Source organism: Pseudoduganella danionis (assembly GCF_009720775.1).
Taxonomy (GTDB): Bacteria; Pseudomonadota; Gammaproteobacteria; order Burkholderiales; family Burkholderiaceae_D; genus Rugamonas; species Rugamonas danionis.
Genome location: NZ_WNKW01000006.1, coordinates 281147 through 300834, shown reverse-complemented (window position 1 = coordinate 300834; position 19688 = coordinate 281147). Strand labels below are relative to the sequence as shown.

18 protein-coding genes are annotated in these 19688 nt (G+C 60.4%); 13 read left to right on the top strand and 5 right to left on the bottom strand.

The window, feature by feature from the left end; translation table 11 throughout:
- Window positions 1-275: 275 nt before the first annotated feature.
- The 5 genes from GM655_RS19535 to GM655_RS19515 all read left to right on the top strand — a co-directional run bounded on the left by GM655_RS19535 (window position 276) and on the right by GM655_RS19515 (window position 7195).
- Complete coding sequence (locus tag GM655_RS19535) at window positions 276-2279, top strand: methyl-accepting chemotaxis protein (RefSeq protein ID WP_155436336.1); 2004 nt, start codon at window positions 276-278, stop codon at window positions 2277-2279.
- A gap of 68 nt (window positions 2280-2347) precedes the next feature.
- Entirely contained in the window at window positions 2348-3151 is an 804-nt protein-coding gene (locus GM655_RS19530; RefSeq protein WP_155436335.1) for a type 2 periplasmic-binding domain-containing protein, read from the top strand.
- Between the two features lie 120 nt (window positions 3152-3271).
- Entirely contained in the window at window positions 3272-4978 is a 1707-nt protein-coding gene (locus GM655_RS19525) for an NYN domain-containing protein (RefSeq protein ID WP_155436334.1), read from the top strand.
- Between the two features lie 8 nt (window positions 4979-4986).
- The gene (locus GM655_RS19520) at window positions 4987-5832 is read left to right on the top strand and encodes an MOSC domain-containing protein (RefSeq protein ID WP_155436333.1); all 846 of its coding nucleotides are present in this window, start codon (window positions 4987-4989) and stop codon (window positions 5830-5832) included.
- Between the two features lie 160 nt (window positions 5833-5992).
- On the top strand, window positions 5993-7195 hold the full coding sequence (locus GM655_RS19515) for a GGDEF domain-containing protein (RefSeq protein ID WP_155436332.1): 1203 nt from the start codon (window positions 5993-5995) through the stop codon (window positions 7193-7195).
- On the opposite strand, the gene GM655_RS19510 is transcribed toward GM655_RS19515, so the two are convergent.
- Window positions 7192-9174: a monovalent cation:proton antiporter family protein gene (locus GM655_RS19510; RefSeq protein ID WP_155436331.1), complete on the bottom strand. Its 1983-nt coding sequence runs from the start codon at window positions 9172-9174 to the stop codon at window positions 7192-7194. The two genes, GM655_RS19515 and GM655_RS19510, sit on opposite strands and share 4 nt — an antisense overlap.
- A gap of 140 nt (window positions 9175-9314) precedes the next feature.
- Here GM655_RS19510 and GM655_RS19505 point away from each other — a divergent pair, with 140 nt between their 5' ends.
- From GM655_RS19505 to GM655_RS19470, 8 genes are all read left to right on the top strand, one after another.
- Complete coding sequence (locus GM655_RS19505; protein ID WP_155436330.1) at window positions 9315-10313, top strand: KpsF/GutQ family sugar-phosphate isomerase; 999 nt, start codon at window positions 9315-9317, stop codon at window positions 10311-10313.
- On the top strand, window positions 10313-10840 hold the full coding sequence (locus GM655_RS19500) for a KdsC family phosphatase (protein WP_196308809.1): 528 nt from the start codon (window positions 10313-10315) through the stop codon (window positions 10838-10840). Before GM655_RS19505 ends, GM655_RS19500 begins: the two co-directional genes overlap by 1 nt.
- Window positions 10841-10852: 12 nt before the next feature.
- Window positions 10853-11446 carry an LPS export ABC transporter periplasmic protein LptC gene (gene lptC / locus GM655_RS19495; protein ID WP_155436328.1) on the top strand — a complete coding sequence of 198 codons (594 nt, stop codon included), beginning with the start codon at window positions 10853-10855 and terminating at the stop codon, window positions 11444-11446.
- 34 nt (window positions 11447-11480) lie between these two features.
- Entirely contained in the window at window positions 11481-12074 is a 594-nt protein-coding gene (lptA, locus tag GM655_RS19490) for a lipopolysaccharide transport periplasmic protein LptA (RefSeq protein ID WP_155436419.1), read from the top strand.
- 2 nt (window positions 12075-12076) lie between these two features.
- Window positions 12077-12829 carry an LPS export ABC transporter ATP-binding protein gene (lptB, locus tag GM655_RS19485; protein WP_155436327.1) on the top strand — a complete coding sequence of 251 codons (753 nt, stop codon included), beginning with the start codon at window positions 12077-12079 and terminating at the stop codon, window positions 12827-12829.
- A gap of 14 nt (window positions 12830-12843) precedes the next feature.
- Window positions 12844-14322: an RNA polymerase factor sigma-54 gene (locus GM655_RS19480; protein WP_155436326.1), complete on the top strand. Its 1479-nt coding sequence runs from the start codon at window positions 12844-12846 to the stop codon at window positions 14320-14322.
- A gap of 74 nt (window positions 14323-14396) precedes the next feature.
- Complete coding sequence (gene hpf, locus GM655_RS19475; RefSeq protein WP_155436325.1) at window positions 14397-14753, top strand: ribosome hibernation-promoting factor, HPF/YfiA family; 357 nt, start codon at window positions 14397-14399, stop codon at window positions 14751-14753.
- A 117-nt stretch (window positions 14754-14870) separates the two neighbouring features.
- On the top strand, window positions 14871-15953 hold the full coding sequence (locus tag GM655_RS19470; RefSeq protein WP_155436324.1) for an enoyl-CoA hydratase/isomerase family protein: 1083 nt from the start codon (window positions 14871-14873) through the stop codon (window positions 15951-15953).
- Between the two features lie 257 nt (window positions 15954-16210).
- Here GM655_RS19470 and rapZ read toward each other — a convergent pair whose 3' ends face one another.
- From rapZ to queF, 4 genes are all read right to left on the bottom strand, one after another.
- On the bottom strand, window positions 16211-17074 hold the full coding sequence (rapZ, locus tag GM655_RS19465; RefSeq protein WP_155436323.1) for an RNase adapter RapZ: 864 nt from the start codon (window positions 17072-17074) through the stop codon (window positions 16211-16213).
- A gap of 79 nt (window positions 17075-17153) precedes the next feature.
- Window positions 17154-18089 carry an HPr(Ser) kinase/phosphatase gene (gene hprK / locus GM655_RS19460; RefSeq protein ID WP_155436322.1) on the bottom strand — a complete coding sequence of 312 codons (936 nt, stop codon included), beginning with the start codon at window positions 18087-18089 and terminating at the stop codon, window positions 17154-17156.
- Between the two features lie 78 nt (window positions 18090-18167).
- A complete protein-coding gene (locus tag GM655_RS19455; RefSeq protein WP_155436321.1) occupies window positions 18168-18650 on the bottom strand; it encodes a PTS sugar transporter subunit IIA in 483 nt (160 codons plus the stop codon).
- A 198-nt stretch (window positions 18651-18848) separates the two neighbouring features.
- Window positions 18849-19682, bottom strand: coding sequence for an NADPH-dependent 7-cyano-7-deazaguanine reductase QueF (gene queF / locus GM655_RS19450; RefSeq protein ID WP_155436320.1), 834 nt, complete (start codon window positions 19680-19682; stop codon window positions 18849-18851).
- Window positions 19683-19688 lie beyond the last annotated feature (6 nt).

Sequence of the window (19688 nt, the reverse complement as noted above, 5' to 3'; positions counted from 1 at the left end):
AGAGATAAAAAGACGACACAAAAATTTATATTTTGAAAAAAACGACATTTTTTTTACTGTGGCAATCGATTGTATATATTTCCAAAAAGCACTTAGGTATCATTCAGTGAGCGACATCTCCAGAGTCCTGCGCCCGCAGGTCTGACCTTCCCCGCCCCGAACTGGTGGTTGCCCTCCGCCCCATCGCGGATTTCCGTTTGCCTGGCCATAAGCTGGTGCAATGACCTCTGGTGCCAGACCCTGCACCGCCACCTGTTCCCGGAATCTCTCTCGCAATGCTGGCTACTTTTTTTGCTCCCGGTAAGCGCCTGATGCGTCAGTTGCGCATGCCTACCAAGTTCGCGCTGATCGTTGTTGCTCTGCTGATACCGCTGCTAATGCTGCTGTTCCTTTACGTAAGCAATGCCAATCAGGATATCGATTTCGCTCTCAAGGAGCAGACGGGGATACGCTACCACCGCCAGGTCAATGCGCTGATGAATAGCAGCCTGCAGCACCGCGGGCAATCGCTGCTGAAGTTGCTCGAAACGGAAAACCCGGCCGAGATGCAGGCCGCCGCCGAGCAGGTGCGTACCCAGTTTGCCAGCATGCAGAAAGATCTGGAGCAGGAAGATCCGTTCCGGCTGCTGCCACTACTGAAAGAAGCGCAAGGCCTGTGGCAACAGGCGCTGGCCAGTTCGTATAGCGATACGGCCCAGATTACGGCCAAGTACGCGCCGCTCAACCGTGCACTGACAGCGGTGCGGCGCAGCATTTCCGATGGTTCGCAACTGGCGCTGGACCCCGACGAAGATTCGTATTACCTCATGCTGTCGGGCACGGACAAGATGCCGCTGATTACCGAACAGTTGGCGCCATTGCGCGGGCTGGTGACTTATGTTGCGGCCCGGCCCGATCAGGCTCAGGCCACGCTGGTGCGCATTGCCGGCTATCTGGCGCTGCTGCGCAACGAGATCGACGATACGCGCGATGAGCTGCTGCGCGCTGGTAAAGCCAATCCGGCGGTACTGGCCAAAATCGATCAGGCACCGCTGGCTGCTGCCGATGCCTATCTGGAGCAGATTAGTGCAACCGTGGTGAAATCCGTCAGCGCAGTGCCTTCCCGCATCTACGCTGACGGCAGCAAGGTAATTACGGCAAATGCCGCGCTGACCAAGCAGATTCTGGACGGACTGGAAACCGCGCTGGAAGGCCGCGTTATGCGCCTGCGCATGATGCGTAACACCATGCTGGTTGGCGTGGTGCTGGCCCTGTCGGTGGCGACCTATGCACTGGTGAGCTTCTATCTGGCCAGCCTGAGTGGCCTGAATGCCATCACGCGCCGGGTCGAGCGCATGGGTGATGGCGACCTCAGCGATAGCACGGCGGCCAGCGGCAAGGATGAAGTCACGGCCGCCATCAATATGGTGCGCGGTAGCGTAGGCAAGCTGCACCAGATCGTGGCAGGGGTACGGGTTTCGGCCGAGTCCATCAGCTTGGCCGCATCGGAAATTGCCGCCGGCAATAATGATCTGGCCCAGCGCGGCGCGCGCATTGCCGGCACGGTGCAGCAGGCGTCGTCGAATATGGATGCACTGGATCAGGCCGTTGCGCACAACCTGAGCAATGCCAAAATGGCGGACGAGCTGGCGCTGTCTGCCTTTAATGTGGCTAGCAGCGGTGAGCAGACAGTGTCGAATGCGGTGGCCATGATGGAAAAAATCACCCAGTCCTCGCGCAAGATAGGCGAGATTACCCAGGTAATCGAAGGTATCGCATTCCAGACCAATATTCTGGCACTGAATGCGGCAGTGGAAGCGGCCCGTGCAGGCGAACAGGGCCGGGGCTTCGCCGTGGTGGCGTCGGAAGTACGCAGTCTGGCTCAGCGCAGTAGCAGTGCTGCCAAGGAAATCGGCGATCTGATCCGCACATCGATAGGCGACGTTGATGAGGGCGCGCGCTTCGTGAATGCGGCCGGCAGCACCATGAGCGAGATCGTGCAGTCGGTCCAGCGTGTGAATGCCATCATGGACCAGATCACGCTGGACTCGAATAAGCAGGCACAGCAGATCAATCAAATGGCCGCTTCGGTACGCGAGGTGGATGCCAGCACGCAGGAGAATGCGGCCATGGTGGAGGAAATTGCTGCCGCCGTGATGTCGCTGGAGGAGCGTGCCACCTTCCTGTCGGATTCCGTGCAGGTGTTCCAGTTGGGTAGCAAAATACCGGTCCACACCGTGATTAAACAGCGGCTGAAACTGGCACGCCGTGCTGGCCGCGCACTGGATGCCACTGCCTAGGAAGGAATGGTGTTGCGGCGGCGCACGTCCATGCGCCGCGCGTCATCGAGCGTGGTAGTATTGCCAGCATGACAAAGGTACGCATCCGGGGCTGGCTGGCTTGTATGGCGCTGTGTTTGCCATGGCGGCTGGCGCTGGCTGTCCAGACCATCCCCCTGTATGTCTACTATCCGGGGCCGACCTTCGCGGTCGGCATGCCCGGCAACCTCAGTGAAAAAATGGCCGATTGGTTGAGCCAGCGTTCGGCCGGACGTTACCAGTTCATTGCCACCCAGTTGCCTCGGCGCCGTCTGCAGATGATGCTTAGCCAGCCTCAGTGGCAGGGAGTGGTGGCCTGGGCCAATCCGCGCTGGTTCGGCGCCGAGGGCGCGCGCCAGAGCTGGAGCCGCTACTACATGGTCGATGCGAATATGGTGGCCTCGCTGCGCAGTGCGCCGTTCGAATATCAGGGCGATGCCTCGCTGCATGGTCAGCGCATCGGCACGGTGGAAGGCTTTTCCTACAAGGATTTCGACGCGTTGCTGCAGGCGGGACTGGTGAGCAAGGATGACGCCGATAGCGAAGCGCGTAATCTGCTCAAGCTGCAGCAGCGCCGCGTAGCGGTGGCGTTTCTGCAGGCCAGTTCCATGCCTAGCATGCGTCAGTTGTATCCCGATCTCGATAGCTGGCTGTATCTGTCGGCCCGTCCCCGGACGGTGTTCGAGCGGGCTTTCTTTATGGCGCCCAACCAGCCTCAGTTGCTGGCCTTCCTCAACCAGCAGAGCGCGGCCTTGCTCACGGATCGCCAGTGGCAGCAGGAGTTTGATACCTGCAAGCACATCGTGCCGCGCCAGTCCGGCGCCAGCGAGGCCCAGCGCAAGCTGTGCCGTTAAGCGCTGGGCCAGGTTTGTTGGGTATAATCGCCGCATAGGCGGAGCCCTGCTCCGATCAAGCGCCAGTCCGCAGGGACTGTCCTCGTCATCTGCTACACCCATCACTAGAAAAAAAACTTCATGGCTTCTTCCAACGAAAACGTCAGCATGGCGCTGTTTTGCGACTTCGAAAACGTCGCGCTCGGTGTGCGTGACGCCAACTACGATAAATTCGATATCAAGCCCGTGCTGGAACGCCTGCTGCTCAAGGGCAGCATCGTGGTCAAGAAAGCCTATTGCGACTGGGACCGCTACAAGGGTTTTAAAGCGCCCATGCACGAGGCCAATTTCGAGCTGATCGAAATTCCGCATGTGCGTCTGTCGGGCAAGAACTCGGCCGACATCCGCATGGTGGTCGATGCGCTGGACCTGTGCTACACCAAGTCGCACGTGGATACCTTCGTCATCATCTCGGGCGATTCGGACTTCTCACCGCTGGTGTCCAAGCTGCGCGAAAACGCCAAGAAGGTGATCGGCGTGGGCGTCAAGCAATCGACGTCGGATCTGCTGGTGGCTAACTGCGACGAATTCATTTTCTACGATGATCTGGTACGCGAAAGCCGCCGCGCCAAGCGCGACGCCAGCGAAAACCGTCAGGCCGTCAAACGTACGCCGGAAGAGGAACGCGCGCGCCGCGAAGAAATGGACAAGCGCCGCAATCAGGCGGTGGAAATCGCCATCGATACGTTTGAAGCGCTGGTGCTGGAACGCGGTGATAGCGGCAAGATCTGGGCATCCGTACTGAAGGAAGCCATCAAGCGCCGTAAGCCGGACTTTAGCGAGTCCTATTATGGCTTCCGCACCTTCGGCAATCTGATCGAGGAATGCAAGGCGCGTGGCCTGCTCGAATTCGGCCGTGACGAAAAATCCGGTGCCTACGTCTACCGTGGTAGCGGCGTGCCTATGCCTGCGGCGGTAGTTGGCGAGGCCATTGCCAATGATGGCGTGCAGCCGGCTGAAGGCGAGGGCGCCAAGCCGGAATCGCGCCGCAGCCGCAACCGTGGCCGCACGGCGGCCGAGCGCTTTGCCATTCGCCAGGCTGAACGCCAGGCCCGCGCGGGACAGGTATCGCCGGGCGCAGAATCGGCCGGTGCAGACGATGGCGCTGCTATGACTCCAGTGAGTCAGCCGGAAGCGGTACAGGTCGCCGAGGTCGCAATGGTGCCAGCCGCTGCGCCTGTGGCGGAATCGCTGCAGGAGTCTGCAGCCGAGACTGCGGGCGCGACGGCTGCAACGCAGGCCGCTGCACCGGCGAAGAAGAAAAATGGTACCAAGCCGCCAGCGCGCAAGGTGAAAGCTGCCAACAAGCAGAAGACCGAGCAGCAGGGGGAGGCTAAGCCTGAGGCGGTGGCGGAGTCGCGCAGCGATGCGCCCGCCGTATCGAAACCCGAGGCGCCGGCTGCAGCGAAGGCGGAAGCCGCGCTAGCGGCCAAGCCGGAAGCACCTGTTGTTGCGAAACCGGAAGTGCCAGCAGCGGCGAAGGCGGAAGGCGCAGGGGCTGTATCGAAACCAGCGCCGCAGCAGCGTGATGGCGCCGCCAAGAAAAGTCCGCGCCACAAAGCCAAGCCGGCAGCCAAGCCGGCTGCTTCCGCAGCGCCGGTAGCCCAGGCGGCAGCACCTGCTGCTCCGGCGTCGGCAGCAGCGGCGCCTGCCGCAGCAAAAGTCTCGCCAGCCGCCGCCGCACCGGCAGGCGAGGGCGCCGAAGCGAAAGCCGCATCACCCAAGCCGGCACGCAAACCGGCGCCACGCAAACCGCGTCCACCTAAAGCTGCTGCCAGCGCGGAGTAAGGAGCATCATGGCCACCCTGTCGTCCTTGATCCTGTATCCGGTGAAGTCCTGTGGTGGCCTGTCCTTGCAGCAGGCAACGCTGACCGTACAAGGCCTGCAGCACGCGGGCATAGGCGACCGTGAATGGGCGGTCGTCGACCCTTCCGGCGTTTGTCTGACCCAGCGTGAATACCCGCGCATGGCGCTGATCCGGCCGCAACTGGCGGACGATCAGCTGGTGCTCAGCGCGCCGGACATGCCGGCCTTGCAGTTGCCGCTGGCTCGCAGCACGGGTGGCGCTACGCTGACGGTGCACGTGTGGGAAGATCAAGTGCTGGCGAGTGATGGCGGCCAGCAGGCATCCGACTGGTTCAGTGCCGTGCTGGGCGTACCGTGCCGGCTGGCCCGGTTCCATCCGCAGGCCGAGCGTGCTGTCAGCCAGACCTGGAGCGGCGGCATCGCGGCCACCACCTTATTCTCCGATGGCTATCCTGTGCTGCTGATCAGCCAGGCCTCGCTCGACGAACTCAATCAGCGCCTGCGGCAAGCCGGGCGTGCAGCCTTGCCGATGAACCGCTTCCGCCCCAACGTGGTGGTGGACGGCATCGAAGCCTTTGACGAAGACTATACGGAAACCTTTGCCCTAGGCGAGGCCGTGCTCAAGCCCGTCAAACCCTGTCCGCGCTGCCCCATGCCTTCGGTCGATCAGGATAGTGGCGTGGTGGGGCCGGATCCGCTCGATATCATGCAGAGTTTCCGCGCCAAGCCGGAACTCGAAGGCGCGCTATGTTTCGGCATGAATTGTCTGGTGCTGGCCGGTGCAGGACAGGTACTCCGTGTGGGACAGCAGATAGAAGTCACGCTGGCGTTTTAGCCTGATCGCTGTGAAGGGCTGCTGCGGCAGATCAATCGAGCGTCACGCATGTCCGAATGACAGACCTGACCCCGAAGTGTGAAGGCGCCGCCGAATTTACAAGTGGCAAAACTTGGCGTAATGTGGCATTTGGCAAGAAATCAGGTGAGTAAGGGCATTTATGACGCAAACGGCATCCAGCAAGTTACGGCCTAACAGTACCCCTGCCGCGGCAGCGGAGGAGCTGGCGGCCGAGAACCAGGCGCTGCGCGCGCGTATGACTTATCTGCTCGAGCAGGCGGAGCGCAACCATTCCATCATGACGCGCCATCAGGCGTTTGATCTGGAAATCGTCGGCGCTGCTAATTTTCCTGAACTCATAGGCATTATCTTCCGCGTCTTACCGGTTATATCGGAACTCGATTGCGTAACTTTAACGCTGCTTGATGAAGATGCCGATATTCGTGAAGTGATGCTCAAGCTCGACGTGGTGTTCGAGGATTTCCCCGGCCTCATCTTCGTCGAGGAGGTCGAAGCCATGGGGCTGGAACTGGCACCACGCAACGCGCAGGCCGCCGCGCCGCGTCCGCAGCTAGGCATGTATGATGCGCGCCGCCATGCTACGGCTTTCCCGCGCCCGCCGGCCGGTTTGCAAAGTGTTGCGCTGGTACCACTGTTGCGCAACAAGCGGATTATCGGCTCGCTCAATCTGGGCAGTTGCGATCCTACCCGTTTCACTCCTAGTCTGGGCACGGACTTCATCGAGCACATGGCGTCCATCATCGCCATCTGCCTGGAAAACGTGATCAGTAACGAGATGCTCAAGTATATTGGTCTGACGGATTCGCTGACCGGCGTGTACAACCGCCGTTACATCGATCGTCGCCTGCTGGAAGAAATTGCCCGCGCGCGGCGCCAGCAGTATCCGATTTCCTTCATGTACATCGATATCGACCACTTCAAGCGCGTCAACGATACGGTGGGCCATGGCGGCGGCGACGATGTGCTGCGCGAGGTGTCGCGCCGCATCAAGAACGAGCTGCGTAGCTCCGATGCGCTGGCCCGCTTCGGCGGCGAAGAATTCGTGGTGCTGCTGATCGATGCCGATCTCGATAGCGCTGCTTTCGTGGCCGAACGTATCCGCGCCAGCGTGGCCGGCAGCATGATCGTGCTGTCGCAGGAACTACAGTTGTCGGTCACGGTGTCGATAGGCGTGGCTTGTCTGGCGCCGGGCGAAGCAGAAGGCGATCCGGCCGTGGTGGCGCGTACCTGGGTGGCGCAGGCCGATGCGCGCCTGTATGTGGCCAAGGAAAACGGCCGCAACCGCGTCATCAGCCGCGATGCCGACGCGGATGCCGCTGCCGGCCTGCGCAACGTCGGCTAGCGCAGCAGCTTCTGTTCTGCCTTGTGCACGGCACTGGCCGTGCCGCGCAGTATCACCACATCACCCGCTTCGAGTGCGAGTTCGGGCGCAACTTCCAGTTGGGTTTTTCCGCGCCGTACGCTGCTGACGGCAGCGCCGCTGTGTTCGACGGCGATGTTGCCCAGTGCCTGCCCTACGCTGCTGGCGCTGCTCGGCAAGGTGACGGAATGCAGTCGCTCCAGATCCGCTTCATCGCCGCTATCGCTGGCGCCGTGGAAATAACCGCGCAGCGAAGCATAGCGCGCATCACGCGCCATCTGTACGCGGTGCACCACGCGCCGTAGCGGCACGCCCAGCATGACCAGTGCGTGCGAGGCCAGCATCAGGCTGCCTTCCATCAATTCCGGCACCACTTCGGCCGCACCGGCCTGCTTCAGCCGGTCCAGATCCGTATCGTCGTGCGAGCGCACGATGACGGGCAGGGTAGGGGCCAGCTCATGCACCAGATGCAGCACCTTCAGCGCGGACGGTGTGCTGGCATAGGTGATCACCACGGCGCTGGCACGGTAGATACCGGCCGCCACCAGACTTTCACGCCGCGCCGCATCGCCGTAGGATACGTGGCGGCCGGCCGTCTGGGCTTCTTGCACGCGCTCGGGGTCGAGGTCGAGTGCATGGTAGTCAATGTTTTCTTCCGCCAGCAGGGTAGCCAGGCTCTGGCCGCTACGGCCGAATCCGCACACGATCACGTGCTTGTTGGTCGACATGGTGCGGCTGGCGATCTTGGTCAGGGCCAGCGATTGCATCATCCATTCATTGTTGGAGAACTTCAGTACGATCTGGTCGGACTTGGCGATGATGAAGGGCGCCAGCAACATGGACAGCACCATCGACGCCAGCACCACCTGTATGATGAACGGGTCGATCAGCTTGCTGCCGCCGGCCAGATTCAGCAACACGAAGCCGAATTCGCCGGCCTGTGCCAGCCCCAGACCGATGCGCATGGACACGCCGTCGGAAGAGCCGAACAGCTTGGCCAGACCGGCGATCAGGGCGAACTTGAGCAGCACGGGGCCGCACAGCAGCACCAGTACCAGCCACCAGTGCTGCAGCACCATCTGGACGTTGAGCAGCATGCCGATGGTGATGAAGAACAGCCCCAGCAGCACGTCGCGGAACGGTTTGATGTCCTCTTCCACCTGATGCTTGTATTCCGTCTCCGAGATCAGCATGCCGGCCACGAAAGCGCCCAGAGCCAGCGACAGGCCCGCTTTCTCGGTGATCCATGCCGCACCGAGCGTAATCAGCAGCAGGTTCAGCATGAACAGTTCCTGCGAGCGGCGCTTGACCACGATGGTGAACCAGGTGCGCACGATCTTCTGGCCGACAAACAGCAGCAGGGCCAGCACGATCACGGCTTTCAGGCTGGCCCAGGCCAGCGTTTCCGCCAGCGCGTCGGGGCGCTGGCCCAGCGAAGGAATCAGGATCAGCAGCGGCACCACGGCCAGATCCTGGAATAGCAGGATGCCGATGATGCGGCGCCCATGTTCGCTTTCCAGTTCCAGCCGCTCGGTCAGCATTTTCGACACGATGGCGGTGGACGACATGGCCAGCGCGCCACCGAGTGCAAACGCGGTCTGCCAGCCCAGGTGGATCTCGGGCGGTAGCTGGGTGCTGATGGTCCAGCCGAACACCATGGTGGCGATGATGGTCAGGCCTACCTGCGCCATGCCGAGGCCGAACACGATGCTGCGCATGGCCATCAGTTTGGGCAGGGAAAACTCCAGCCCGATGGAGAACATCAGGAACACCACGCCGAATTCGGCCAGCGCATGGGTGACTTCGCTTTCTTCCGCCAGCCCCAGCGCGTGCGGACCGATCAGTATGCCCACGGCCAGATAGCCGAGCATGGGCGGTAGCTGTAACATACGGAAGGCGACCACGCCGAGGACTGCGCTTCCAAGCAATAACAGGGTGATTTCCAGCGGCGTAAACGTCATGTCAACTCATTTCTACTCGATGTGATACCGGCCAGGCTGGCTTGCAACGCCCAATGTTTTCACCTAATGTTTAATCTGGCAAGTTTTTTGCTTTCCTAATTCGGCTATACTTGGGTGTGAGTGTAACCCATGAAAAAACAATGCTGAAAGCTTTTGACGCAAATCAGGCCGCGCATGCACTGCGCCTTGCCCAAGCCACCCTGCAGAACGAGGCCGATGCCATCGCTGCTTTGAATGACCGTCTGGCTGCCGACGATAGCGTCGTGCAGGCCATCGCCCTGTTGTTGAATTGCAAAGGGCGGGTGGTGGTCTCAGGCATAGGCAAATCCGGTCACATCGGCCGCAAGATCGCCGCGACGCTGGCATCCACCGGCACGCCGGCGCTGTTCGTGCATCCGGCCGAAGCCGCGCACGGCGACCTCGGCATGGTGACGGCCGGCGACGTGCTGATCGCCATTTCCTATTCGGGCGAAAGCTCGGAACTGATGACCATCCTGCCCGTCGTCAAGCGCATGGGGACCAAGATTATCGCGATGACGGGCAAGCCCGGCTCCAGTCTGGCCGACATCGCCGATGTGCACCTGAACGTGGCCGTGGCCAAGGAAGCCTGCCCGATGAATCTGGCGCCGACCACCTCCACCACCGTCACGCTGGCGCTCGGCGACGCGATTGCCGTAGCCCTGCTGGATCTGCGCGGCTTCAAGGAAGAAGACTTTGCCCGCTCCCACCCCGGTGGCGCGCTGGGCCGCCGTCTGCTGACCCATGTGCGCGATGTGATGCGTAGTGGCGACGCGGTGCCGAAAGTGCTGGCCGATGTGAAATTGACTGATGCGCTGCTGGAAATTACCCAAAAGGGCATGGGCATGACGGCCATCGTCGATGGCGATAACCGTCCGGTTGGCGTGTTCACTGACGGCGACCTGCGCCGCATGATAGAAAAAGTGCAGGACTTCAGCAAAGTGGTGATCGGTGACGTGATGCACGCCAACCCGCGCACCATCGCGCCGGAAAAAATGGCCGTCGATGCCGTGGCCGTGATGGAAGAATTCCGCATCAACCAGATGCTGGTGACGGACGCCGACGGCAAGCTGGTGGGCGCCTTGCACATCCACGACCTGACCCGCGCCAAGGTGATCTGATGAATCCGAGTTTAGTGCAACGTGCCGCCCGCATCCGACTGATGATTTTCGATGTCGATGGTGTGCTGACCGATGGCAGCCTGCATTATGGTGCCGATGGCGAAGCCTTGAAAACCTTCAATGTGCAGGATGGCCTCGGTATCAAGCTGCTGCAGGAATCCGGCGTGCAGACGGCCATCATCAGCGCGCGTACGTCGCCGCAGGTGATACGCCGCGCGGCCGATCTGGGCATCGGCCACCTGCATCAGGGGGGGCATGACAAGCTCACGCCTTTCCATGCGCTGCTGGAGAAAACCGGGTTGACGGCCGAGCAGGTTGGCTTCATCGGCGACGATGTGGTGGATCTGCCGATACTGAGCCGTGTGGGGCTGGCCGTGGCCGTGCCGAATGGCCGCGCCGAAGTATTGAACCGTGCGCACCATGTCACGACGGCCCATGGCGGCCGCGGTGCCGTGCGCGAAATATGCGAACTGCTGATGCAGGCCCAGGGCAGCTACGAGCGCGTGATGGCGCAGTTTCTGGTGTAATGGAGCGCAAGCATGCGTAAAAAGACCGCCCATCGCTGGCAATTAACCCTGACCATGCTGGTCGGCGTGTTCGTGGCCGTCGGCAGTTTCTGGCTGGTGCAAGTGGTGAATCAGGCAGGGCAGGACGAACAGGTGGATCCCTACCGCAATGAGCCTGACTACATCATCGATCGTTTCAGTCTGGTGCGTATGAGCCAGGCCGGCAAGCCGGCCTACATTATCTCCGGCGATAAGCTGACCCACCGTCCCGTGGATGATGCGTCGGATATCGAAAAGCCGTTTGTGCACAGCTTGTCCGGCCAGCAGCCACCCATGCAGATGCATGCGCAAACGGCTTTGATCGATCAGGGCAATACGCGCGTCCAGCTTTCCGGTAAGGTGGACGTACTGCGTCCCGCTACCGCACAGGCACCTGTGCTGCACTTGACTACGCCGGCGTTGACCGTGTATCCGGACGAAGAAAGAATGGAAACTGCCGCTGCCGTGGCGTTGCAACTGGGACAGTCCAGTGCGACCGGCTTGGGTATGAAAGCCAATAATGCCACCCGCGAAGTACAGTTGGGTGGTCGTGGGCAACTGCTGTTGCCGCCACGTGCAGCGCACTAGGCTTGCCCTGTGTGCTAACGAGAGGATAGAAATGATGAAGAAACTGATGCTGGCAGTGGCCTTATGCTGCCTTGGGCTGGGTGTGGCGCAGGCGGAAAAAGCCGATGCCTCCAAGCCGACCAAGATCGATTACGACGACCTGCAGATCGACGATGTGAAGCAGATCAAAACCCTGCTGGGCAATGTCGTGCTGACGCGCGGCACGCTGCTGATGAAGTCGCCCAAGGCGGTGGTCAGCACTGATCCCGAAGGCTACAATCTGGTGGTGCTGACCAGCACTCCGGGCACGCCTGCCACCTTCCGCCAGAAGCGCGACGGTGCCGGTGACCAGTGGGTGGAAGGGGAAGCCGAACGTATCGAATACAGCGAAAAAACCGATCTCGTGAAGTTGTTCTCCAAGGCGAAAATCCGCCGGCTGGAAGCGGGCCGCCTGAGCGATGAAGTCGATGGCGAATTCATTTCCTACGACAGCCGCAAAGAACAGTTTGCCGTGAAAAACAGCGTGACGGGCGAGAGCAAGCCCGGTGCTGGTCGCGGCACCATGGTGATCCAGCCGGTGCAGCGCGGACCGGCCGCCACCACGGCAGCGGCACCGGCCGCTTCCGTTCCACCTGTACCGGGAAAATAAGCATGACGACTTCCTGCGGTAGCACCCTGATCGTCAAGGGTTTGCAAAAGACTTATGGCAAGCGCCAGGTGGTCCACGATGTGTCGCTGCAGGTGGCCTGCGGCGAAGTGGTGGGGCTGCTGGGGCCTAACGGCGCCGGCAAGACCACCTCGTTCTACATGATCGTGGGACTGGTGCCTTCGGATGCGGGCACCATCGATATCAGCGGCACCGATATCTCCAGCCTGCCCATCCACCGGCGCGCAGCGCTGGGCCTGTCCTACCTGCCGCAGGAAGCCTCCGTATTCCGCAAACTCACGGTGGAGGAGAACATCCGCGCCGTGCTGGAAATTCAGAAAGTAGACGGCAAGTCTTTATCCAAGGCTGCCATCGATGAACGGCTCAATACCCTGCTGGCCGATTTGCAAATCGAAAAGCTGCGCGAAAACCCCGCCCTGTCGCTCTCGGGCGGCGAACGGCGCCGGGTGGAAATTGCGCGGGCACTGGCGACCAACCCCCGCTTCGTGCTGCTGGACGAACCATTCGCCGGGGTCGACCCGATAGCCGTCATCGAGATTCAGCGCATTGTGCGCTTCCTCAAGGAACGTGGCATCGGCGTCCTCATTACCGATCACAATGTGCGCGAAACGCTGGGCATTTGCGACCGCGCATATATCATCAACCAGGGCACGGTACTGGCGTCTGGCCGTCCGGACGACATCATTGCGAACGAGTCGGTACGCCGCGTGTATCTGGGTGAACACTTCCGAATGTAAGCCTCATAAGCCTCATGAAACAGTCTTTGCAACTGCGCACTTCGCAACATCTGGCGCTGACACCCCAGCTACAGCAGTCGATCCGGCTGCTGCAGTTGTCCACGCTGGAATTGCATCAGGAACTGGAACAACTACTGACTGACAATCCGCTGCTGGAACGGCTCGACGATCCGCTCGACCGTTCGCTGCGTTTGCTGTCCGATGGCGCCATCAGCCAGCCGGCCAGCTCGAATGAAGCGGGCGCCGATATTCCGCCCGGCCAGAGCGAAGCGGCACCTGCCGAAGCTGATGGTTATGATGGCCCCGCGGCCGACACGGAAAGCACCAGCAGCGAGGCTGATGTGGACTGGAGCGATGCCGGCCGCAGCAAGGCGCCTGACGATGAAGATGCGCGGCCCCAGCTGGAAGCCAGCCACTGCACGCTGCGCGACCATCTGCTCGAGCAGATGCGCGTGCTGGTGCTCGAGCAGCGCGACCGTGCGCTGGTGGAACTGATCATCGATGCGCTGGACGAGAACGGCTATCTGGAAGAAGCGCTGGAAGAAATCCATGCGCGCATTCCCGAAGAACTCGAAGTCGAACTCGATGAATTGCAGACGGCTTTAACTCTGCTACAAAGTTTCGACCCTATCGGCGTGGGGGCGCGTACGGCCTCCGAATGTCTGGCGCTGCAAATCAAGCGTTTACCGGCGATTCCGTTGGTTACACGCCGCATGGCATTGGCAATTGTTGAAAATCATTTGAACTGGTTTGCTCAGCGTGATTTCAACAAATTGAAGAAAGCGCTGCTGTGCGACGAGGAGGATTTGCGCGAAGCACAAACCGTGATCCGCCAGTGCAATCCGCACCCGGGCGCAGCGTTTGCGGCCGATACCTCGGACTATGTGGTGCCCGATGTGATCGTGAAAAAATCGCGCAACGGCTGGCAAGTCAGCCTGAATAACGATGTGATGCCGCGATTGCGCGTCAATGCCATGTACGCCAATCTGCTCAAGCAGGGCAAGGGCGAGAGCGCGATGGGCGCGCAGCTACAGGAAGCCAAGTGGCTGATCAAGAATATGCGGCAACGTTTCGAGACAATTTTGCGCGTTGCACAAGCGATAGTAGAACGACAAAAGAACTTTTTCTCGCATGGCGCGGTCGCCATGAGACCCCTTGTGCTGCGCGAAATAGCTGATACACTAGGTCTACACGAGAGCACTATTTCTCGCGTAACAACTCAAAAATATATGCTGACCCCGCACGGCATGTTTGAGCTGAAATATTTTTTTGGTAGCCATGTCGCCACCGAAGCGGGAGGGGAAGCAAGTTCGACGGCGATACGCGCACTCATTGTGCAATTGACAGGAGCAGAAGACCCGAAAAACCCTTTATCTGACAGTAAGATTGCGGACATGCTCGGCGAACAAGGCATGGTCATTGCGCGACGAACTGTTGCCAAATACCGGGAAGCTTTGAAAATCCCGCCAGTCAGTCTCCGCAAGTCTTTGTAGTTATCTGGTTCCTGTGCGCCCGGCAGCAATGGGCAGCGCACTAACCGCCAGTAACATCATCTTTAGGAGTGTGTATGAATCTCACCATCAGTGGACATCATCTGGAAGTGACTGCAGCGATCCGTGAATATGTGCAGAACAAGCTGGAGCGCGTCACCCGCCACTTTGATCAAGTGATTGATATTGCTGTCATCCTGACTGTAGATAACCTTAAAGAGAAAGAGAAGCGCCAGAAGGCCGAGATCAACCTGCGCATGTCGGGCAAGACCGTGTATGTGGAAAGCCTGTCGCAAGATCTGTACGCCGCCATCGACACCCTGATCGACAAGCTCGATCGGCAGGTGATGAAATACAAAGACAAAGTGCAGAACCACGGCCACGATGCGATCAAGCATCTGCCAGATAGTTACGAGTCTGCCGCCGCGCTATAAGCCGGTCACTGCAAGATCCGATCAAGGGCGCCATCAGCGCCCTTTTTTGCGTCTGGAGGCTAGACCTTTCGCCACGGCCGCGCAGTAGAATAGCGTTTTCACTTACTGCGAGCATCCATGAGCGCACATGTCCACACCAGCGTCAGCAACGGTACCGGCCTGATTTTGCTGGACCGTCCCAAAGCCCTCAATTCCCTTTCGCTGGAGATGGTGCGCGACATCACGGCAGCGCTGCTGGCGTGGCGCGACAGCGCCGACGTGGATGCCGTGGTAATCCGCAGCAGCAGTGAAAAAGCCCTGTGTGCGGGCGGCGACATCCGTTTCTTCTACGATGTGGGGCGTGATACGCCGCAGGCTGGCAGCGCACTGCTGGAAGACTTCTTTACGGAAGAATATGCGCTAAATCATTTAATCCATTTCTACCCCAAGCCCTATATCGCACTGATGGATGGCGTGGTGATGGGCGGCGGCATGGGCGTGGCGCAGGGCGGCCCTGAGTGCCGCATCCGCATCGTGACCGAGCGTACCAAGATGGCCATGCCGGAAGTGAATATCGGCCTGTTCCCCGATGTGGGCGGCAGCTATTTCCTGTCGCACGCACCTGGCCAGCTAGGCAACTATCTTGGCGTCACGGGTGTGACCATCCACGCGGCCGACGCGCTGTATGCAGGTCTGGCCGACTACTTCGTGCCGAGTGCCGAACTGCCAGCCTTGCTCGCGCTGCTGGACACCACGGCCGGCCAGCAACTGCGTACGGCCATTGCCGGCTTTGCTGCGCCATTCCAGCGCAGCGCGGGCGAGAGCCAGCTAGCGCAGCAGCGCGCTGCCATCGACCGCCATTTCGCGGCCGGCTCGGTGGCCGCCATCACGGCCTCGCTGCAGCAGGACGACAGCGCCTTTGCCCAGAAGACGCTACAGATCATGGCGACGCGCTCACCGCTGATGATGTGCGTGACGCACGAGCTGATCAAGCGCGGCGCGGCTCTGGATGTGGCTGATTGTCTGCGCATGGAGCGTGCGCTCGTGCGGCGTAATTTCGAGCATGGCGAAGTGATCGAAGGCGTGCGCGCTCTCGTGATCGATAAAGACAACGCGCCGCAATGGCGTCCCGCCACGCTGGCCGAAGTGAGCGACGAACAGGTGCAACAGATGTTTGCGCCGGTCTGGCCCGCCTACGCCCATCCCCTGCGCCACCTTTAAAACTTCGGGGTCAGGTCTGTCATTTGGACATCGACGATGCTCCATTGAGATCGCTCAAAATGACCCCGGAAATTTGACCAATTGAGGACAAGGAATAACAGGAGCGAAACCTCCCCGGGCGGAGGTTTTTCAATGTCAGTATTGATACGCCTCAAGCGATAGGCGCGAGTGTCCAAATGACAGATCTGACCCCGAAGTTAGACCCCGCAAATGACAGATCTGACCCCGAAGTTAGACCCCGAAGTTGATGGGGAGCTTCAGGATTGTTCGCGGTGGCGCAGTACGACTTTTTCGCTGGTCTGGAAATAGGCGGCCAGTTGCTCTGCCATGTAGACAGAGCGGTGCTGGCCGCCCGTGCAGCCGACCGCCACGGTCAGATAACTACGGTTGTCCGTCTTGAACGAGGGCAGCCATTTCTCGATGAAGTCGCGGATATCCTTGAACAGTTCCAGCGCGCTGGGCTGGGCGTTGAGGAAGTCGATCACAGGCTGGTCGCGTCCGTTCAACGGGCGTAGCGTCAGGTCATAATAGGGATTCGGCAGCGCCCGCACGTCGAACACGAAATCCGCATCGAGCGGCACGCCCAGCTTGAAGGCGAACGATTCGAAGAACAGGATCAGTGGGGCGCGTTCGATCGCCACCAGATCCTTGACCCACGCGCGCAGCTTGTTGGCGCTCAGTTCTGAAGTGTCGACCACATGGCCGAGCTTTTCGATAGGCGCAAGTCGTTCGCGCTCTTCCAGTATGCACTCGATCAGCGTGCGGCGCGAAGCGGGATTCTGCCCCGGACGCAGCTCGTGCGACAGCGGGTGGCTACGCCGCGTTTCCGAAAAGCGCGCGACCAGTGAATGGGTGTTGGCGGTCAGGAACATCACTTTGACATCATGCCCTTGCTCGCGCAGTCGCTTGACGTCGTCGGGCAGGCTGGCCAGCGAAGCCGAGCTGCGCGCGTCCACGGCGACGGCCAGTGCCTCCAGACCTTCCTTCATCAGAGTATCGACCAGGCTGGCCAGCAAGGCTGGCGGCAGGTTGTCGACGCAATAAAAGCCGGTGTCCTCAAGCACGTTGAGGGCGACAGATTTGCCGGAGCCGGAGATGCCGGTTAAGAGTACGATGCGCATAGGACAGGATGATACCGCAGGCAGCGATGCTGTGTTGTTATTGGCACCATTTGGTGCCAATAACAACAGCAGACTGTGGTTAATCGCCGCTCATGGCCTGACGCTGGCGTTCCATGAATTCCTGCAGCGTGTCGATGCCGCGCAGTTGCAAGATGGTGTTGCGCACGGCCGCTTCCAGCAGCACCGCAATATTGCGGCCGGCCGCCACCGGGATCACGACCTTGCGCACTGGCAGGCCCAGCACGTCCTCGGTGGGGAACTGGAAGGGCAGGCGCTCGACTTCTTCATCGGCCGCGCCACGGCGTACCAGATGCACGATCAGCTTCAGGCGCATCTTGCGCCGCACGGCCGTTTCGCCAAAGATGGCTTTAATGTCCAGCAGCCCCAGCCCGCGCACTTCCAGCAGGTTCTGCAGCAGCGGCGGGCAGCGTCCTTCGATCATGTTCGGTGCGATGCGCGAGAATTCCACGGCATCGTCCGCCACCAGACCGTGCGAACGCGAAATCAGCTCCAGCCCCAGCTCGCTCTTACCGAGACCGGAATCGCCCGTGATCAGCACGCCCACACCGAGCACGTCCATGAACACGCCGTGCATGATGATGCGCTGGGCCAGCTTCTTCGACAGATACACGCGCAGGAAGTCGATCACTTGCGCGGCCGGCAGCGGCGTCGAGAACAGCGGGATATTTTTTTCGTCGCAGATGGCGAGAATGTCGGGCGGGGTTTCCAGCCCCTGCGCAATGATCAGCGCCGGTGGTCCGCCTGCAATCAGCTCGCCGATCACGTGGGCGCGCGTGAGCGATTTGAGACGCTGGTAGTAATTGATTTCCTGATGGCCGAACACCTGGATACGGCCCGGGTGGATGGTGTTCAGGTGGCCCACCTGATCGGCGGCCGAAGCGACGTCGCCGGAGATCAGCCGCTCGCCGCCGGGGAAGCCGGCAAACCAGCCTAGCTGCAAACTTTCGCGATTGTCGTCGTACAGTCTTTGTATCGTCAGCGGAGTTTGCAGCATGGGGCGTCTTCGTGATGGGTTGAACTAGCTGGTAGTGTAACCCATAGTCAGGCGCCCCTGACGATATCGTCTGATGACTTAACCGGCTGCCTGCAGGGTAGGCACCCAGCTGATGATGCGCTGGTAGACCGAGGCCGGATCCGGGTCCGTGCTCAGGGCCACGCGGAATGCGTCGTCGGAGAACATTTCGGCGATCTCGGACAGGATCTCCAGGTGCTGCTGGGTGACGTGGTCAGGGATCAGCAGGAAAAACAACAGATTGACCGGTTTGCCATCGGGCGACTCGAATGGAATCGGCTCGGCCAGACGCACAAACGCGGCCAGCGGCGACTTCAGGCTCTTCATGCCTTTTACGCGGCCGTGAGGAACCGCCACGCCATGCCCGAGCCCCGTGGAACCCAGACGCTCACGCGCGAACAGATTGTCCGAGACGGTGGAGCGGGCGATGCCGCAATTGTTTTCGAAGATCAGGCCGGCTTGCTCGAAAGCGCGCTTCTTGCTCGACACTTCCAGATCGAGCTGCACGTTTTCCAGTGAGAGTATTTTGCTTAGGTTATTCATATTGCGACATAGAATGTTGCGGCGCACAAATGCGGCCTGCGAGCGCATTATAGGCCTTTTTCTGTCCGGCACCGGAAAACCCCGAGGCGGGGTCCGGCACTATGCTGCCTATGTGCTTATGATACGCCTGAATTAACTGTGCCGATCAGAAATGTATCGTGCCGTCGGCATACATGCTACGGCCTGTGCTGACAGGCTTTACTGGCGTGCGCCGCGCAGATTGGCCGGCTTCTGGGCGCTGCTGAAGTTGCTGCGCCACGGATTGATATCGAGCCCGCCACGGCGCGTGTAGCGTGCGTACACGGCCAGTTGTTGCGGGTGGCACTGGCGCAGGATGTCGATGAAGATGCGCTCTACGCACTGCTCGTGGAACTCGTTGTGTTCGCGGAAGCCTATCAGGTAGCGCAGCAGGCTTTCCTGATCGATTTGCGGGCCTGCATAGTGGATCTGCACGCTGGCCCAGTCCGGCTGGCCCGTGACCAGACAGTTGGATTTCAGCAGGTGCGATACCAGTTTTTCTTCCACCGGCTCTTCGTCGAGTGCCGCCTTCAGCAGCGATGGATCGGGACTGTAGTGGTCCACTTCGATGTCCAGACGGTCAAGCAGCAGGCCATCGAGTTCGCCCATGGTGATCATGCCGAATTCTTCGGGCTGGGTCAGCGAGATGTGCACGTTGGCACCCACTGCCTTGGACAGATCCTGCTGCAGCAAGGTCTTCAGCGCTACCACGCTATCGAGCCGGGTCTGGTTGAACGAGTTCAGGTAGAGCTTGAAGGACTTCGATTCGACGATGTTGGGCGAATCGGCCGGCACGGTAATGCGGGCGATGGCCACCTGCGGTTTGCCGCGCTGGTTGAGCCACGAAATTTCGTAGGCATTCCAGATATCCACGCCGAAAAACGGCAGCGTGCCCGTCAGGCCCAGTTCATCGCGCTTGCCCTGCCGTGGAATCGGGAACAGCAATTCCGGTGCGTAATCGGTGCGGTAGGCAGAGTTTTTTCCCAGCGGGGACAGATCGGCGGTGTTGGTCATGACGGT

Bases quoted from the DNA above. Each gene is read 5' to 3' on its own strand.
- GM655_RS19535 (WP_155436336.1), top strand. From the start codon at position 276: ATGCTGGCTACTTTTTTTGCTCCCGGTAAGCGCCTGATGCGTCAGTTG.
- GM655_RS19530 (WP_155436335.1), top strand. From the start codon at position 2,348: ATGACAAAGGTACGCATCCGGGGCTGGCTGGCTTGTATGGCGCTGTGT.
- GM655_RS19525 (WP_155436334.1), top strand. From the start codon at position 3,272: ATGGCTTCTTCCAACGAAAACGTCAGCATGGCGCTGTTTTGCGACTTC.
- GM655_RS19520 (WP_155436333.1), top strand. From the start codon at position 4,987: ATGGCCACCCTGTCGTCCTTGATCCTGTATCCGGTGAAGTCCTGTGGT.
- GM655_RS19515 (WP_155436332.1), top strand. From the start codon at position 5,993: ATGACGCAAACGGCATCCAGCAAGTTACGGCCTAACAGTACCCCTGCC.
- GM655_RS19510 (WP_155436331.1), bottom strand. From the start codon at position 9,174: ATGACGTTTACGCCGCTGGAAATCACCCTGTTATTGCTTGGAAGCGCA.
- GM655_RS19505 (WP_155436330.1), top strand. From the start codon at position 9,315: ATGCTGAAAGCTTTTGACGCAAATCAGGCCGCGCATGCACTGCGCCTT.
- GM655_RS19500 (WP_196308809.1), top strand. From the start codon at position 10,313: ATGAATCCGAGTTTAGTGCAACGTGCCGCCCGCATCCGACTGATGATT.
- lptC (WP_155436328.1), top strand. From the start codon at position 10,853: ATGCGTAAAAAGACCGCCCATCGCTGGCAATTAACCCTGACCATGCTG.
- lptA (WP_155436419.1), top strand. From the start codon at position 11,481: ATGAAGAAACTGATGCTGGCAGTGGCCTTATGCTGCCTTGGGCTGGGT.
- lptB (WP_155436327.1), top strand. From the start codon at position 12,077: ATGACGACTTCCTGCGGTAGCACCCTGATCGTCAAGGGTTTGCAAAAG.
- GM655_RS19480 (WP_155436326.1), top strand. From the start codon at position 12,844: ATGAAACAGTCTTTGCAACTGCGCACTTCGCAACATCTGGCGCTGACA.
- hpf (WP_155436325.1), top strand. From the start codon at position 14,397: ATGAATCTCACCATCAGTGGACATCATCTGGAAGTGACTGCAGCGATC.
- GM655_RS19470 (WP_155436324.1), top strand. From the start codon at position 14,871: ATGAGCGCACATGTCCACACCAGCGTCAGCAACGGTACCGGCCTGATT.
- rapZ (WP_155436323.1), bottom strand. From the start codon at position 17,074: ATGCGCATCGTACTCTTAACCGGCATCTCCGGCTCCGGCAAATCTGTC.
- hprK (WP_155436322.1), bottom strand. From the start codon at position 18,089: ATGCTGCAAACTCCGCTGACGATACAAAGACTGTACGACGACAATCGC.
- GM655_RS19455 (WP_155436321.1), bottom strand. From the start codon at position 18,650: ATGAATAACCTAAGCAAAATACTCTCACTGGAAAACGTGCAGCTCGAT.
- queF (WP_155436320.1), bottom strand. From the start codon at position 19,682: ATGACCAACACCGCCGATCTGTCCCCGCTGGGAAAAAACTCTGCCTAC.